Here is a 13,331-nt window from a genome sequence, read left to right on the forward strand (position 1 = left end):
ATCAGCGCGGACCCGCCGCCGTCCAAGACCGAAGCGGCGCATCTCCCATATCCGGTGACGTATGACCACAGGTCACACGCGTGTTTGAGGCCCGTGCGCGCCTTTCGCGTCAGGTCATCCGCGTTCCTCGCGCAATGCCTCCACCGCGATCCGGGCCGCCGCGCCGATGGCCGAATCCACCGCGGTGCGGTTGGTGACCGGATCGCCGGTACGCGCGAAGACGGCGACCGCGTACCGCCCGCCGTCGGGGTAGTGGACGACACCCGCCTCGGCATGGAGCCCCGGCAGCGTGCCCGTCTTGGCGGCGACGCGCACCTCGTCGGGGAAGCCCGAGACGAGCCGGTGCCGGAATACCTGACGCCCCATCAATTCGCGTACCTGCGCGCAGGCTTCGGGCGGGCCCGCCTCGTCCCGCCAGATGAGTTCCAGCAGCCGGGTGATCTCTCGGGGGGTGCTCGCGCTCGTACGCTCCGGATCCAGCACGCTCAGACCGCGCAGCCGCTCGGCCGTCAGCGACGGATAGACGGCGGCGAACTCCCGCTCGTCGCGCGCCCCCACCTCCGCGAGCATCGTCTCCAGCAACTGGCGCGGCCCGCCCAGGATCCGGGTGCGGTGGAGCCCCAACTCCTCGGCGAGCAGCCGGACCGTGTCCGTGCCGACCCGTGCCAGCAGCAGATCCGCCGCCGAGTTGTCGCTCACTGACATGGCGAAGTGGGCCAGATCGCGCAGCGATACCCCGATGTCGTCCAGACATCCCGCGGTGCCCCATCCGCCGAGCCGGTCGTCGGCCGTCACCCATACCCGTTCCCTCGGGTCGAGTTGGCCCGCGGCCACCTGCCGCGCGAACTCCAGCACGAGCAGCACCTTGAACACGGACGCCAGCACGACCGGTTCGTCCGCACCGATCGCGACCTCGGCACGGCCCGCCGAGCCTGCCCTGTCCGCCGAACCCCTGCCGTCTTCCGAACCCCTGCCGTCCTCCGAACCCGCCCCGTCCGGCGAACCCCTGTCGTCCGCCCCGTCCGGCGAACCCGCCCTGCCCGGCGGCCCGTTCGGGACCGAAGGGCCGGGCCCGATCGCCACCGCGTGCAACCGCGCCTGCGCCCCCGCCGCCGCGAACACCGCTCCGACTCGCTCCTCGACCGGCATCCCGCTCGCCGCCCCCCTCGCATAGGCTCATGGCGTGGATCTCCTGCGCCACCTCCGTATTTTCGCCGTCGTCGCCGAAGAACTGCACTTCAGCCGGGCCGCGGACATCCTGGGCATGGCCCAGCCACCGCTCAGCCAGGCGATCCGCCGGCTGGAGAAGGAGCTCGGCACGGAACTCTTCGACCGCTCACGACGCCAGGTCCGGCTGACGGCGGCGGGCACGGTCCTGCTGGAGGAGGCACGTGACCTGCTCGTACGGGAGGAGCGGCTACGGGCGCTGGTGTGCCGCGCGGGGGAAGGCGGTCCCTCCGCACTGCGGGCGGGCGTCCCGCCGGACACCCCGGCGTCCGTGCTGCACGCGCTGCTCGCGGCCTGCGCGGAGCGGGCGCCGGACCTCCGGGTCGACCTGCGGGAAGAGACGACGGAGGAGCAGCTGCGGCTGCTCGCCTCCGGCCGGCTCGATGTGGGGCTGCTCCATCAGCCGGCCGACATCACCGGTCTGGTCGCGGGGCCCGAGGTCTCCATGGAGCTGGGTGTGGTGCTGCCGCGTACCTCGCCGCTGGCCGGGGCGCCCGAGGTCGCGCTCGGCGAGCTGGCCGGCCACGATCTCGTTCTCTTCCCCCGGGCGACCGCCCCCGGCCGGTACGACAGCACACTGGACAGCTGCCGCCTGGGCGGCTTCGTCCCGGCCCGGATCCAGCACGCCCGTACCCCCGAGTTCCTGATCGGACTGGTGGCCGCGGGCCAGGGGATCGCCTTCGACGCCGGTCCCGTGGCCCGCAAGGAGCCGCGTGTGGTCTGGCGGCCACTGGCGGGCCGCCCGCTCACCCAGCGGATCGTGGCCGTACGGCCGACCCGGGCGACCCATCCGGCGGCCCGGACCTTCGCGGAGCTGGCGACGGACGTGCTCGCCCGCGACTCCCCGTCCGCGGTGCGCCCAGCCCGGGAGTCCGGGGAGCCCGGAGGGTACGGGAAGCCCGGGGCCCTCTGGTCCCCCGGCGAGGAGCCCCCGGGGGACCAGAGGGCCCTGAGGGACGCGAGGGACCCCAGGGACCCCAGGGACCCGCAGGACCCCACGGACCCGCAGGACCGGCCTGGACCCCGGCCCTGGTCGGTCGTATACGGCTGACCAGGGCCGGCGGCTGAGCCCGGCTGAGCCCGGCGGAAACGAGGGGCGCGGGAGCCCGCGGCGCAGGCCCCGAGGGGTGGTCGCTCGCGGCGCCGCCCATGCTCCGGCGGCCCCCTCCGGAGTAGTGTGAAGAGATCGAGGGTATGTCGCCGTCGGCCGCTTTGCCGGGGGCGTCCTCGATGATGGACGAGGTCGGAGGCGCGGCCCTCCAGGAGCGTGATCGCCATGATCAGGAACGTGATCGCGATGATCGCGACTGACGCGGTGACCATACGGACGCGGGCCCACGTGGACCGTGGAGCGACTCCGTCCGACGGGGCCCGGCGCGCCGCCACGAGGGAGACGGGTGGAGCAACGACGTATGTCCGTGGCAGATGACTCCGCGCAGAGCCCCGTCGGTGCGATCGGGCGGGTCACCGTTCCGATCCCGGCCGACGGCCCCGGCGAGGTGCTGGTGTCCGTACGGGGCGGATCCGAGGCCTACGCGGCCTGGGCGGACCACCCGATCGGCAGAAACCTCCGGGTGATCGTCGTCGATTCGATCTCGGCGCGTTCGGTGATCGTGGAGCCCTTTCCGTCCTGAACCCCTTCCTGAACACAGAGAAGCAGGTAGTTCGACAGGAGTACCCCATGCTGTTCTGGCATGTTCCCGCGCCCAACGAGGCGATGCTCATATCCGGTTCCAAACGTCAGGCACAGGACACGCAGTTCCGGATCGTCACCGGGCACGGCAGTTTCGTCATGCCCATCAAACAGAAGGCCCGCATGCTGTCACTCGCGCTGCGGGAGGCGGAGATCGTCGAGGACTGTGTGACCCAGCAGGGCATCCGGCTCAAGGTCCGCGCGGTATCCGTGTTCAAGGTCGGCGACGACGCCGTGTCGATCGCCAACGCGGCCCGGCGCTTCCTGACGGAACAGGAACACATGGAAGAGCTGGTCGGCCGGATCTTCGCCGGTCACCTGCGCTCCATCATCGGCGGACTGACCGTGGAGCAGATCATCCGCGAGCGCGACCGGGTGGCCCAGGAGGTCAAGCAGGGCAGCCACAGCGAGATGGAGAAGCTCGGCATCGTCGTGGACGCCCTCCAGATCCAGGAGATCGAGGACGCGACCGGATACATCAGCAACCTGGCGGCCCCGCACGCCGCCGCCGTCGCGAGCCAGGCGCGTATCGCCCAGGCCAAGGCGGACCAGGAAGCCTCAGAACGCGAGCAGCAGGCCGCCGCGCTCAAGGCCGAGTACGAGCGGGACACCGCGATCAAGCGGGCCGGCTTCCTCGCCGAGACGGAGCAGGTCAACGCCCGTGCCGCGCAGGCGGGACCGCTGGCCGAGGCCAGGGCCTCGCAGGACACCATCGAGCAGCAGACGGCGCTGGCGGAGCGTCAGGCGCTGCTGGCCGCGCAGCGGCTGGAAGCGGAGGTCCGGCGCCCGGCGGACGCCGAGGCGTACCGGCAGCGGACGCTCGCGGAGGCGGGCCGTGACCGGGCGAAGTTCGAGGCGGACGGCAACGCGTACAGCGAGCGCGCGCTCGCCCAGGCCCAGGCCGACGCGAACACGGCCCGCGCTGCTTCCCTGAAGGACGGCAACCAGGAGCTCATCGCGGCCAACCGCGTCGTGGAGAACCTGCCGGCGCTGGCCGACGCGGCGGCCCGTGGCATGTCGGGTGCGAACCTCACCGTCCTGAACGGCACCGACGGCGTCAACGACATGGCGGCGGGACTGGTGGGCCAGGGCGTGGCCATCCTGAACTCGCTCAAGGGTTCCACCGACGGCAACAAGGAGTCCGGCGCGACCCCCGCGGTGAACCGGAAGCCCGCGCTCCGTGTCACCGAGTCCACGTAACACCGAGCCCGCCCACAGGGCCCCGGACCGGTTCCAGAACCCGCTTCTAGGACCGGTCCGGGGCTCTGTCGTCGGACACGTCCTCGGCGAGGCGCTTGATCGCCGAGAGCCGGGAGTCCCAGTCCGCGGCGACCCGGTCCATCCACCGGGCCGTGACGCTGAGCCGGGCGGGGCGCACCGCGTACCGCGCCTCGCGGCCCGCCCGGTGAGCGGCGACCAGACCGGCCCGGTCGAGGACCGCGAGATGTTTGACGATCGCCTGGCGGCTGACCGGCAGTTCCCCGGCCAGGACCGTGGCGGTCGCCTCGCCGTGCGCGGCGAGGGCGTCGAGTATCCGGCGCCGGGTCGGATCCGCGAGCGCGGTCAGGACCTCCGCCACGGTGTCCTGGTCGGCCTCTGCCGTCATGCGTCGAGTCGCTCCACGTAATCCCGGATGGTGACGACCATCTCCGTCCAGCCGTCCGTGTGGCTTTCCTTCGAGGCGACGTCCTTCTTGTCCTCCGGGATCACGATATCGGCGAAGCCGGTCTCGACCACACGCAGCCTGGTCACGTCGCCCTCCGGGGTGAGCGTGAACTCCACGAGGGTCGAGTTGCCCTCGTCGGCCGCCTGGCCGGGGTACGCGCTCGCCCAGCGGTACGAGAAGTAGTGCGGCGGATCGACCTTCACGATCGTCGTCGGGAACTGGCCGTACTGCCCGTGGTCCAGGTGCATGGTGCCGCCCGGCCGCAGGTCGATGGGGGCGGGCGGACCCTGGCCGAACCACTTCCCGACATGCTCCGGTTCTGTCAGCACCGCCCAGACGCGTTCCACGGGCGCCGCGATGGTGATCTCGCGTTCGATGCGGTCATCGGATGGGGGCATGAGGGAAACCTTCCGCTGCTCGGAACCAACGTGCAACTCAATGGTTGCACTACTCCCTCAATGGTGCAACCCGAGGGTTGCGCGACATGGGTCAGTGGCCGCGCGAGGCCGCCATACCGATCGTGATCAGCGCCAGCACCACCCAGCCGAACCACAGCCAGCCGTTGCTGCCGAGCGCCGCGGTGTAGCCCGTCACGACGATCAGCGCGCCGACGGTCACCACACCCATGGTCTTGGTGGATCCGGACATGTGCGTCCTCCTCCTGGCCGGGGCCATGACGCTTATCGTCGCCCGGGACCAGGGGTTCGCGCTACTGCCCCCGGGCCTGGAGTGAGGCCAGATAGGCGTTGTACGCCGCCAGTTCCTTGTCACCGTCCCGGTCGGCGGCCCGGTCCGAGCGCTTCGCCTGCCGCTGCTCCGAGCGGTACCACTGGAAGACCAGCGCGATCAGGACCAGCACCGACGGGATCTCGCTGAACGCCCAGGCGATACCGCCCGCCGCGTTCTGATCGGTCAGTGCTTCGATCCCGAGCGAGGCCGGGGGATCGCGGTACGCGTCGACCATCGGCTCGCTCGCCATCATCAGCGCGATCCCGAAGAACGCGTGGAACGGCATCCCGGCGAAGAGCTCCAGCATCCGCATCACATAGCCGGGCCGGTGCGGACCCGGGTCGACGCCCATGATCGGCCAGAAGAACACCAGTCCGACCGCGAGGAAGTGGATCATCATCGCGATGTGCCCGGTCTTGGACTCCATCAGGAAGTCGAAGAGGGGCGTGAAGTACAGCCCGTACAGGCTCGCGATGAAGAGAGGGATGGTGAAGGCGGGGTGCGTGACGATCCGTACGTACCGGCTGTGCAGCAGAGCCAGCAGCAGCTCGCGCGGACCCTTGCGGCCGCGCCCGGCGACCGGCAGCGCGCGCAGCGTCAGCGTCACCGGGGCACCGAGCAGCAGCAGGATCGGCGAGACCATGCTGATGATCATGTGCTGGACCATATGCACACTGAACATGACCATGCCGTAGTCGTTCAGCTTGGTGCACATCACCAGTGCCACGGTCAGCACACCCAGGACGAACGCGACGGTGCGGCCCACCGGCCAGCTGTCGCCGCGTCGCCGGAGCCTCAGTACGCCCGCGCCGTACAGGACCAGTCCCAGCAGGCAGCCGATCAGGAAGAAGAGGTCCGGGGAGAACTCCAGTGCCCGTCCCAGCGTGAACGGCGGCAGATCCATGGTCATGCCGTGCCCGCTGTGGTCCATCCGTCTGCTCCCGGAATCGCGTCGATTGTCCGCACCAGACTAGAACCGCCCCCGGTCGCCGCTGCGACCGGGGGCGGTTCATCGCGGATCACCGTGGATCAGCGTGGTTCACCGGCGTTCATCCGGGTTCTCCGGGGTCATCGCGGTCCGCCGTGGATCAGAGCACGCACTCCGCCTCGGCGTACCGCTCCGCGGGCACCGTCTTGAGCGTCTCGACGGCCTCGCCCAGCGGCACCATCACGATGTCCGTGCCGCGCAGCGCCGTCAGCATGCCGAACTCGCCGCGGTGCGCGGCCTCGACGGCGTGCCAGCCGAAGCGGGTGGCCAGGACCCGGTCGTACGCCGTGGGGGTGCCACCGCGCTGGACATGGCCGAGTATCACCGGCCTGGCCTCCTTGCCGAGGCGCTCCTCCAGCTCGATCGAGAGCTGCCTGGCCACGCCCGCGAAGCGCTCGTGGCCGTAGATGTCCTTGCCGCCCACGTCGAACTCCATCGAGCCCTCGCGCGGCTTCGCGCCCTCCGCGACCACCACGATCGCGAACCGCTTGCCCGCCGAGAAGCGCTTGCCGACCAGCTCGGTCAACTCGCCTATGTCGAAGGGCCGCTCGGGTACGACGATGGCGTGGGCGCCGGCGGCCATCCCGGAGTGGAGGGCGATCCAGCCGGTGTGCCGCCCCATGACCTCGACGATGAGCACGCGCTGATGGGACTCCGCGGTGGTCTTCAGCCGGTCGAGCGCCTCGGTGGCGACCCCGACCGCCGTGTCGAAGCCGAAGGTCACATCGGTCGAGGCGATGTCGTTGTCGATGGTCTTCGGTACGCCGACGATCGGCAGCCCGGCCTCGGAGAGCAGATGGGCGGCCTTGAGGGTGCCCTCACCGCCGATCGGGATGATCGCGTCGATACCCAGGTCGGCCACGTGACCCCGGGCGCGTTCCACCCCGTCCCGCAGATGCGCGGGCTGCACCCGGGACGAGCCCAGGATCGTGCCGCCACGGGCGAGGATGCCCGCGACCGCGTCCAGATCGAGCTTGCGGTAGTCGCCTTCCAGGAGGCCCTTCCAGCCGTCATGGAAGCCGATCACCTCGTCGCCGTGGTCGACGACGGCGCGGTGCACGACGGACCTGATCACGGCGTTGAGCCCGGGGCAGTCGCCGCCTGAGGTGAGCACACCAATTCGCATTGCCCGCAATACCTTCGCTTCGTGGGCCGACGGCCGGACCCCATCGTCCAGCCAGGTCGCGGCCACCCTACCGGCGGGCGGTGGCGGGACCGAAACCCGGCGTCCGCCTGCTGGACAGGCCCCGCCGCCAATCATGCCGACAACCGCGCCGACAACCGCGCCGACAGCCCCGCCGGCGGCCCGGCCGGGGGCGGGGGCCTTCAGGGCCTTCGTGCGGCGTCAGGCGGGCTGGATCGCCGCGGCGACCCGCTCGGCGCGCAGCGCCTCGTACCAGCGGTCGTCGGTCGGCGGCAGCGCGTTCACATCGAGGGCCAGCTTGAGCAGCAGGTCCGCGATCTGCGGATTGCGGGCCATCACAGGACCGTGCATGTACGTACCGAAGACGGTCCCGTTGTACGCGCCCTCCGTGCCGTCGCCCGTGCCGTTGCCGCGCCCGAGCCGTACCCGCGCGAACGGCCGGGCCGACGGACCCAGGTGCGTGACGCCCTGGTGGTTCTCGAACCCCGTCAGCTGGGGCAGGTTCAGCTGCGGGTCGATGTCGGCCAGCACGTCACCGACGCAGCGCGCCCCCTCGCCACGGGTGGAGACCACGTCGAGCAGCCCGAGACCGGCCTCGCGCTCGCCCAGATCGTTCACGAACTCGTGCCCGAGGATCTGGTAGCCGGCGCAGACCGAGAACACGATCGCGCCGTTCGAGACGGCCCGGCTGAGCCCGCCGTCACGGCGCAGCCGCTCCGCGGCCAGCCGCTGCGGCCGGTCCTCACCGCCGCCGATCAGATAGATGTCGCCCGAGGTCGGCACCGGCTGGTCGCTCCGTACGTCGACGCGGGTGACGTTCAGACGGCGCTGGCGGGCCCGGCGCTCCACCACCAGGGCGTTGCCCTGGTCCCCGTAGGTGCTCAGCAGGTCGGGGTAGATCCACACCAGACGCAGGCTGTTGTCGCTCATTCTCGCTCGTCCTTCAGGGTTCCGAGGGGTCAGGTCTGCCGGAGTCGGGTCAGTTGCCGACACGGCGGCGCAGGTCCTGGAACGAGGTGTAGTTGGCGATCGCCTCGATCCGTCCGGGCGGCGCCATCTGCACGGCCTCGTCCGGGGTCTCGCAGACCCGGAAGTCGAGACCGGCGACTTCGAGGCGCACCGCGAGGTCCAGCTTCCGGTCCCCGATGACGAAGATCGGATGGCCGGCCAGCCGGGTGTAGTCGACGTCCCACAGCCAGGAGGTGTCCGTGCCGTCCGCGCCACGGGCGTTGACGGCGAGGATGACCGGGGTCGGCGGCGGATCGATGAGGGAGAAGGTCTCCAGCCAGCCCGCGGGGTTCTTCGCGAGCAGCAGCCGCAGATCGCGGCCCAGGAACGACACCACGTCGTACCGGCCGGCCACGGCCTGCACCTGGTACATGCGCTCCAGCGCCACCTGCGGCGGCACCCCGAAGGTCGCCGCGACGGCGGCGGAGGTGGCGGCGTTCGCCTTGTTCGCGCGGCCGGGCAGCTGGAGGTGGATCGGCCAGGCGGAACCGTGCGGATCGAGGACATGGTCGCCGTGCAGCGCCCAGCTGGGGGGCGGCCTGCGGAATCCGCAGTCGCCGCAGAACCAGTCGTCGCCGGGGCGCTGCATCACACCGCCGCAGGCGGGGCAGGACCAGGCGTCGTCCTTCCACTCCTGTCCGGCCGCGACCCAGACCACGTTGGGCGAGGAGGAGGCGGCCCAGACGATCAGCGGGTCGTCGGCGTTGGCGATGACGACGGCCTTCGTACCGGCCAGGCCCTCGCGCCACTTCTCGGCGAGCATCCGGGTCTCCGCGGCGCGGTCGAGCTGGTCGCGGGAGAGGTTGAGCAGGGCGATCGCCTTGGGCGTCGTGTCCCGTGCCACCCCGGCGAGGTACTTCTCGTCGACCTCGATCACGCCGTACTTGGCGTCCGAACCGCCCGCGAGGGCCGAGGTGATGCCGGCCGGCATATTGGCGCCGAGAGCGTTGGAGACCACGGGCCCCGCGGCCCGCAGCGCCTCGGCGATCAGCCGCGTCGTGGTGGTCTTGCCGTTGGTCGCCGACACGAGGATGACGTCGAGATGCTGCGCCAGCCGTCCCAGCAGATCGGGGTCGAGTCTGAGCGCGACCTTCCCGCCGATCACCGATCCGCTGCCGCGGCCCGCGGCGCGCGACACCGCCGCCGCGGCCTTGCCCGCCGTCACGGCCAGCTTGGCCCGCGGCGTCAGCGGGTCCGTGTTGCCTGACATCGCCTTGATCCTCCTTGCGTCGGTCCGTGGGTCAGCCTATCGAGATCCGGCCAGGGGCCCGAACCGCGGCACCGGGCAGAAGGCGGGGGTTACCACGGACCGTACCCTGACCGTCATGCGAAACCGTCCGATCCCCGGCAGTACCGGGCGAGTACGAGCCATGCGAATGCTCGGTGATCCCGTGCTGCACACCCCCTGCGAGCCCGTCACCGACTTCGGTCCCGCGCTCGCGGAACTGATCGAGGATCTCTTCGCGACGATGTACGCCGCCCGGGGGGTCGGGCTCGCCGCGAACCAGATCGGCGTGCCGCTCAGGGTGTTCGTCTACGACTGCCCGGACGACGAGGACGTCCGCCATCTCGGACACCTCGTCAACCCGCGGCTCACCGAGGCGGACGGGATCGTGCTGCGCGGCCCCGAGGGCTGTCTCTCGCTGCCCGGCCTGGAAGCGGGTACGGAGCGGTACGACCACGCCGTCGCGGAGGGCGTCACACGGGACGGCGCGCCGGCGCGGATCGAGGGCTCGGGGTTCTTCGCGCGCTGTCTCCAGCACGAGAGCGACCATCTGGAGGGGCTTGTCTATCCCGACCGGCTCTCCGGCCGGCGGCGCGCCAGGACGCTGCGGGCCGCGCGCAAGGCGCCCTGGGCCACCGGCTCGTAGACCAGTTCGTAGCGCGCGGCGCCCGAGGGTCTCGCGGGCGCCGCGCCGCGGCTCCTCAGAAGCCGGGGCCGCCCGCGCGGTCGCCGACATCGGCCAGCCGCCCCCACAGCAGATCCGCCAGGCTGCGTACCAACTGCTCCCGCGAGCAGGGCCGTTCGCCGAGCCACCAGTCGCCGGCGCCGTGCATCATGCCGACGATGCCATGGCCCCAGACCCGGGAGAGCTGCTCGCTGTCGGGGCCGAGGTCGACCCGCTCCTCTATGACTTTGGCGAGTTCCTCGCCCAGGCGGCGCAGCAGCGGCGCGGAGTGACGGCCGACGTCGAAGCCCGCCTCGGGCAACTGCGCGTCCTCGGCCGGATGCATCAGGAACCGGTACACCTGGGGCCGTGCCTCGATCGCGGCGAGATACGTGTCGAGCGTGGCCTCGACGCGCTGGCGCCGCTCGGCGGGGGCGTCGAGCGCGGTCCGCAGGGCGTCGAGCAGCGCGTCGGTGTGGCGCTTGGCGAGCGCGCGGTAGAGGCCGCCCTTGTCGCCGAAGTGGCGGTAGAGGATGGGTTTGGTGATGCCCGCCTCGGCGGCGATGGCGTTCATGGACGCTTGGGGGCCGTCCCTGAGCACCACGCGGTCGGCGGCCTCCAGAAGCTGGCGCCGCCGCGCCCGCGCCGACCGCTGCTGCTCGGCCTGCTGTGTGGTCTCCATAGGTCTGTCTCCCCGCCCCTGCGATTGCCTGACGCCCCGGCAACGTAACACCCTCCTCCTCATCGACGCTGATCAGGCCGTGGCCCGTTGACATTTCCTACTTGTGGGTAACAGGCTAGGGTTACCGTAGGTAACAACGGCGACGGCTCAGCGGTCGCGCAGTGCTGGAGGGGAACATGGCCGAGTTCACGCTCGATCTCAACGACGACCAGAAGCAGATACGCGACTGGCTCCACGGCTTCGCCGCGGACGTCATCCGCCCGGCCGCCGCGGAGTGGGACGAGCGTGAGGAGACGCCGTGGCCGGTCATCCAGGAGGCCGCCAAGGTCGGCATCTACTCCCTGGACTTCTACGCCCAGCAGTTCTTCGACCCCACGGGCCTCGGCATCCCGATGGCCATGGAGGAGCTGTTCTGGGGTGACGCGGGCATCGCCCTGTCCATCGTCGGTACGGGCCTGGCGGCCGTCGGCGTCCTCGCGAACGGTACCGAGGAGCAGATCGGCACCTGGATTCCGCAGATGTACGGCGACGCCGACGACGTGAAGGTCGCCGCCTTCTGCTCCTCCGAACCCGACGCGGGCTCCGACGTGGCCGCGATGCGCACCCGCGCCGTGTACGACGGGGCGAAGGACGAGTGGGTGCTCAACGGCACCAAGACCTGGGCGACCAACGGCGGGATCGCCAACGTCCATGTCGTGGTCGCCGTCGTCGACGGCGACCTGGGATCCAAGGGCCACGCCTCCTTCATCGTCCCGCCGGGCACCCCCGGTCTCTCCCAGGGCCAGAAGTTCAAGAAGCACGGCATCCGCGCCTCCCACACCGCCGAGGTGGTCCTGGAGGACGTCAGGATCCCCGGCCACTGTCTGCTCGGTGGCAAGGAGAAGCTCGACGAACGGCTGGCGCGGGCCAGGGAACGGGCCGAGGCGCCCGGCGGCGAGCGGGTGAAGAACGCGGCCATGGCCACCTTCGAGGCCTCACGCCCGGCCGTCGGCGCGATGGCGGTGGGCACCGCCCGCGCCGCGTACGAGGTCGCCCTCGACTACGCGAAGACCCGCAGCCAGTTCGGCCGCCCGATCATCGACAACCAGGGCATAGCCTTCCAGCTGGCCGATATGCGCACCCGGATCGACGCCTCCCGGCTGCTGGTGTGGCGGGCCTCCTGGATGGCGACCACGGGCAAGCCGTTCACCTCGGCCGAGGGCTCCATGTCCAAGCTGTACGCGAGCGAGACGGCGAAGAAGGTCACGGCGCAGGCCGTTCAGATCCTCGGCGGCAACGGCTTCACCCGTGAGTACCCGGTGGAGCGGATGCACCGGGACGCCGCGATCTACACGATCTTCGAGGGAACGAGCGAGATCCAGCGCCTGGTGATCGCCCGCACGCTGTCGGGGATGCCGATCCGCTGATCCCGGACACCGCCGATCGGGCCCCTCCGAAGTCCGGAGGGGCCCGATCGGTCCTGCCCCACGGCTCAGGCCGGCAGCTGCGCCTCGATCGCCGCGACGACCTCCGGGGCCTCCGGCTCCGTACGCGGCCGGATGCGGCCGACGACCTCGCCCTTGGGGGAGATCAGGAACTTCTCGAAGTTCCACTGCACATCGCCGGCCTCGCCCTCGGAGTCGGCCGTCCTCGTCAGCTCCGTGTACAGCGCGTGCCGGGTCTCCCCGTTCACGTCCGTCTTCTCCAGCAGCGGGAACGTGACCCCGTACGTCGCCGAGCAGAACGTACCGATCTCCTCCGCGGTGCCGGGTTCCTGGCCCGCGAACTGGTTGCACGGCACGCCGAGGACCGTGAAACCCCGGTCGCCGTACCGCTGCTGGAGCCGCTCCAGACCGGCGTACTGCGGCGTGAGACCGCACTTGGAGGCGACGTTCACCAGCAGCACGGCCTTGCCCTCGTACGCGGCCAGGGAGGTGGGCTCACCGGTCAGAGTGTTCAGCGGAATGTCGTACAGAGTCATCAAGATCTCCTCGGTATCCGGTGTTCTCAGCTCATTGTGGACCCGCGGATCACGCCCCCGGCGGGCAGGGCTGGTACAGCTGGGACCGTGCAGGAACCACAGCGCCCCCCAGAGCCCCACGACGACCGGCTGCCCGGCACGGAACCGGACGACCCCGCGCACCGGCTGGTCCGGTGCGGGATGTGCGGCAGACCGCTCACCGGTACGGCATCGCGCCGTACCGGCCTCGGCCCCGCCTGCGACGCCAAACTCCATCCGCCCGCGCCGGACATCAGGACCCGGCGGCGCGAGGCCGAACAGGACCCGCTCCCCGGGATCTGAGCCGGGCGGCGCTCTCCGTCCCCG

At 71.0% G+C, this 13,331-nt stretch carries 16 protein-coding genes; 6 read left to right on the forward strand and 10 right to left on the reverse strand.

Annotated elements, in window-relative coordinates:
- Positions 1 to 114 precede the first annotated feature (114 nt).
- Positions 115 to 1,149: a serine hydrolase gene (locus CU044_RS16075; protein WP_240045633.1), complete on the reverse strand. Its 1,035-nt coding sequence runs from the start codon at positions 1,147 to 1,149 to the stop codon at positions 115 to 117.
- Between the two features lie 34 nt (positions 1,150 to 1,183).
- On the opposite strand from CU044_RS16075, the gene CU044_RS16080 reads away from it, so the two are divergent.
- The 3 genes from CU044_RS16080 to CU044_RS16090 all read left to right on the forward strand — a co-directional run bounded on the left by CU044_RS16080 (position 1,184) and on the right by CU044_RS16090 (position 4,120).
- Entirely contained in the window at positions 1,184 to 2,278 is a 1,095-nt protein-coding gene (locus CU044_RS16080) for a LysR family transcriptional regulator (RefSeq protein WP_240045634.1), read from the forward strand.
- Between the two features lie 361 nt (positions 2,279 to 2,639).
- On the forward strand, positions 2,640 to 2,861 hold the full coding sequence (locus CU044_RS16085; protein ID WP_240045635.1) for a hypothetical protein: 222 nt from the start codon (positions 2,640 to 2,642) through the stop codon (positions 2,859 to 2,861).
- Positions 2,862 to 2,908: 47 nt separating this feature from the next.
- Positions 2,909 to 4,120, forward strand: coding sequence for a flotillin family protein (locus CU044_RS16090; RefSeq protein WP_129769266.1), 1,212 nt, complete (start codon positions 2,909 to 2,911; stop codon positions 4,118 to 4,120).
- Between the two features lie 46 nt (positions 4,121 to 4,166).
- On the opposite strand, the gene CU044_RS16095 is transcribed toward CU044_RS16090, so the two are convergent.
- The 7 genes from CU044_RS16095 to CU044_RS16120 all read right to left on the reverse strand — a co-directional run bounded on the left by CU044_RS16095 (position 4,167) and on the right by CU044_RS16120 (position 9,665).
- Entirely contained in the window at positions 4,167 to 4,526 is a 360-nt protein-coding gene (locus CU044_RS16095) for a metalloregulator ArsR/SmtB family transcription factor (RefSeq protein WP_193563982.1), read from the reverse strand.
- Positions 4,523 to 4,984 (reverse strand): SRPBCC family protein, encoded by a 462-nt coding sequence (locus CU044_RS16100; RefSeq protein ID WP_129769267.1) that lies wholly within the window; start codon positions 4,982 to 4,984, stop codon positions 4,523 to 4,525. The genes CU044_RS16095 and CU044_RS16100 overlap by 4 nt, the downstream gene beginning before the upstream one ends.
- Before the next feature lie 91 nt (positions 4,985 to 5,075).
- Positions 5,076 to 5,234 (reverse strand): hypothetical protein, encoded by a 159-nt coding sequence (locus CU044_RS38590; RefSeq protein ID WP_165371905.1) that lies wholly within the window; start codon positions 5,232 to 5,234, stop codon positions 5,076 to 5,078.
- 61 nt (positions 5,235 to 5,295) lie between these two features.
- Positions 5,296 to 6,246 carry a cytochrome c oxidase assembly protein gene (locus CU044_RS16105; RefSeq protein WP_129769268.1) on the reverse strand — a complete coding sequence of 317 codons (951 nt, stop codon included), beginning with the start codon at positions 6,244 to 6,246 and terminating at the stop codon, positions 5,296 to 5,298.
- Between the two features lie 157 nt (positions 6,247 to 6,403).
- Positions 6,404 to 7,429 carry a 6-phosphofructokinase gene (locus tag CU044_RS16110; protein ID WP_129769269.1) on the reverse strand — a complete coding sequence of 342 codons (1,026 nt, stop codon included), beginning with the start codon at positions 7,427 to 7,429 and terminating at the stop codon, positions 6,404 to 6,406.
- Between the two features lie 219 nt (positions 7,430 to 7,648).
- A complete protein-coding gene (locus CU044_RS16115; protein WP_129769270.1) occupies positions 7,649 to 8,377 on the reverse strand; it encodes a glutamine amidotransferase in 729 nt (242 codons plus the stop codon).
- A gap of 49 nt (positions 8,378 to 8,426) precedes the next feature.
- On the reverse strand, positions 8,427 to 9,665 hold the full coding sequence (locus tag CU044_RS16120) for a MurT ligase domain-containing protein (protein WP_129769271.1): 1,239 nt from the start codon (positions 9,663 to 9,665) through the stop codon (positions 8,427 to 8,429).
- Positions 9,666 to 9,780: 115 nt separating this feature from the next.
- Here CU044_RS16120 and def point away from each other — a divergent pair, with 115 nt between their 5' ends.
- Positions 9,781 to 10,326 carry a peptide deformylase gene (def, locus tag CU044_RS16125; RefSeq protein WP_129769272.1) on the forward strand — a complete coding sequence of 182 codons (546 nt, stop codon included), beginning with the start codon at positions 9,781 to 9,783 and terminating at the stop codon, positions 10,324 to 10,326.
- 55 nt (positions 10,327 to 10,381) lie between these two features.
- Here def and CU044_RS16130 read toward each other — a convergent pair whose 3' ends face one another.
- Entirely contained in the window at positions 10,382 to 11,026 is a 645-nt protein-coding gene (locus tag CU044_RS16130) for a TetR family transcriptional regulator (protein WP_129769273.1), read from the reverse strand.
- A gap of 176 nt (positions 11,027 to 11,202) precedes the next feature.
- Here CU044_RS16130 and CU044_RS16135 point away from each other — a divergent pair, with 176 nt between their 5' ends.
- The gene (locus CU044_RS16135; protein ID WP_129769274.1) at positions 11,203 to 12,432 is read left to right on the forward strand and encodes an acyl-CoA dehydrogenase family protein; all 1,230 of its coding nucleotides are present in this window, start codon (positions 11,203 to 11,205) and stop codon (positions 12,430 to 12,432) included.
- A 65-nt stretch (positions 12,433 to 12,497) separates the two neighbouring features.
- On the opposite strand, the gene CU044_RS16140 is transcribed toward CU044_RS16135, so the two are convergent.
- On the reverse strand, positions 12,498 to 12,986 hold the full coding sequence (locus tag CU044_RS16140) for a glutathione peroxidase (protein ID WP_129769275.1): 489 nt from the start codon (positions 12,984 to 12,986) through the stop codon (positions 12,498 to 12,500).
- Positions 12,987 to 13,115: 129 nt separating this feature from the next.
- Between CU044_RS16140 and CU044_RS16145 the strand changes: the two genes are divergently transcribed.
- Positions 13,116 to 13,307: a DUF6011 domain-containing protein gene (locus tag CU044_RS16145; RefSeq protein ID WP_240045640.1), complete on the forward strand. Its 192-nt coding sequence runs from the start codon at positions 13,116 to 13,118 to the stop codon at positions 13,305 to 13,307.
- The last annotated feature ends 24 nt before the right edge of the window (positions 13,308 to 13,331 follow it).

Source organism: Streptomyces sp. L-9-10, from assembly GCF_004151105.1.
Lineage (GTDB): Bacteria > Actinomycetota > Actinomycetes > Streptomycetales > Streptomycetaceae > Streptomyces.

Excerpts from the sequence above, each read along its gene's own strand:
- CU044_RS16090 (WP_129769266.1), top strand. The coding sequence starts at position 2,909 with ATGCTGTTCTGGCATGTTCCCGCGCCCAACGAGGCGATGCTCATATCC.
- CU044_RS16085 (WP_240045635.1), top strand. The coding sequence starts at position 2,640 with ATGTCCGTGGCAGATGACTCCGCGCAGAGCCCCGTCGGTGCGATCGGG.
- CU044_RS16075 (WP_240045633.1), bottom strand. The coding sequence starts at position 1,149 with ATGCCGGTCGAGGAGCGAGTCGGAGCGGTGTTCGCGGCGGCGGGGGCG.
- CU044_RS16110 (WP_129769269.1), bottom strand. The coding sequence starts at position 7,429 with ATGCGAATTGGTGTGCTCACCTCAGGCGGCGACTGCCCCGGGCTCAAC.
- CU044_RS16115 (WP_129769270.1), bottom strand. The coding sequence starts at position 8,377 with ATGAGCGACAACAGCCTGCGTCTGGTGTGGATCTACCCCGACCTGCTG.
- CU044_RS16140 (WP_129769275.1), bottom strand. The coding sequence starts at position 12,986 with ATGACTCTGTACGACATTCCGCTGAACACTCTGACCGGTGAGCCCACC.
- CU044_RS16100 (WP_129769267.1), bottom strand. The coding sequence starts at position 4,984 with ATGCCCCCATCCGATGACCGCATCGAACGCGAGATCACCATCGCGGCG.
- CU044_RS16095 (WP_193563982.1), bottom strand. The coding sequence starts at position 4,526 with ATGACGGCAGAGGCCGACCAGGACACCGTGGCGGAGGTCCTGACCGCG.
- CU044_RS38590 (WP_165371905.1), bottom strand. The coding sequence starts at position 5,234 with ATGTCCGGATCCACCAAGACCATGGGTGTGGTGACCGTCGGCGCGCTG.
- CU044_RS16130 (WP_129769273.1), bottom strand. The coding sequence starts at position 11,026 with ATGGAGACCACACAGCAGGCCGAGCAGCAGCGGTCGGCGCGGGCGCGG.
- def (WP_129769272.1), top strand. The coding sequence starts at position 9,781 with ATGCGAAACCGTCCGATCCCCGGCAGTACCGGGCGAGTACGAGCCATG.
- CU044_RS16105 (WP_129769268.1), bottom strand. The coding sequence starts at position 6,246 with ATGGACCACAGCGGGCACGGCATGACCATGGATCTGCCGCCGTTCACG.
- CU044_RS16120 (WP_129769271.1), bottom strand. The coding sequence starts at position 9,665 with ATGTCAGGCAACACGGACCCGCTGACGCCGCGGGCCAAGCTGGCCGTG.
- CU044_RS16135 (WP_129769274.1), top strand. The coding sequence starts at position 11,203 with ATGGCCGAGTTCACGCTCGATCTCAACGACGACCAGAAGCAGATACGC.